Here is a 289-nt window from a genome sequence, read left to right as displayed (position 1 = left end):
ACATACAGCATGTATAAAGGAACAGTAAGATGCAGTTACAAAGTCAATCTCATACATACTCTCGTTACAACGTATTGGCACAAGCAACTAAGCCCATGGCCGTTTCGGATCAGCTTCTATCTAAGCTGGCTGTTTTATCGCAGCAGAAACAATGGATTTTGTTTACAGCAGACTGCCCTCGTCCAGACTTTGAACAACTCACTGCTTCTAATATTTGCTGTAAAAACGTTATTCAAATGAAGCCCTCTCAACAGCTTTCAGAAGTCGAGATCGTGATAAAAGCCATCCG

1 protein-coding gene is annotated in these 289 nt (G+C 41.5%); it reads left to right on the top strand.

Translation table 11 applies throughout. The features are described 5' to 3' along the window. Positions 1 to 29 precede the first annotated feature (29 nt). Positions 30 to 289 (top strand): hypothetical protein (locus IQR33_RS08405; RefSeq protein ID WP_193843625.1); only part of this gene is annotated, 260 nt, incomplete at its 3' end.

It is taken from the genome of Vibrio sp. OPT46, assembly GCF_015163535.1.
Classification (GTDB): domain Bacteria; phylum Pseudomonadota; class Gammaproteobacteria; order Enterobacterales; family Vibrionaceae; genus Vibrio; species Vibrio alginolyticus.
The sequence above is the reverse complement of the archived record's forward strand: the minus strand, read 5'-3'. Positions and strand labels throughout refer to the sequence as shown.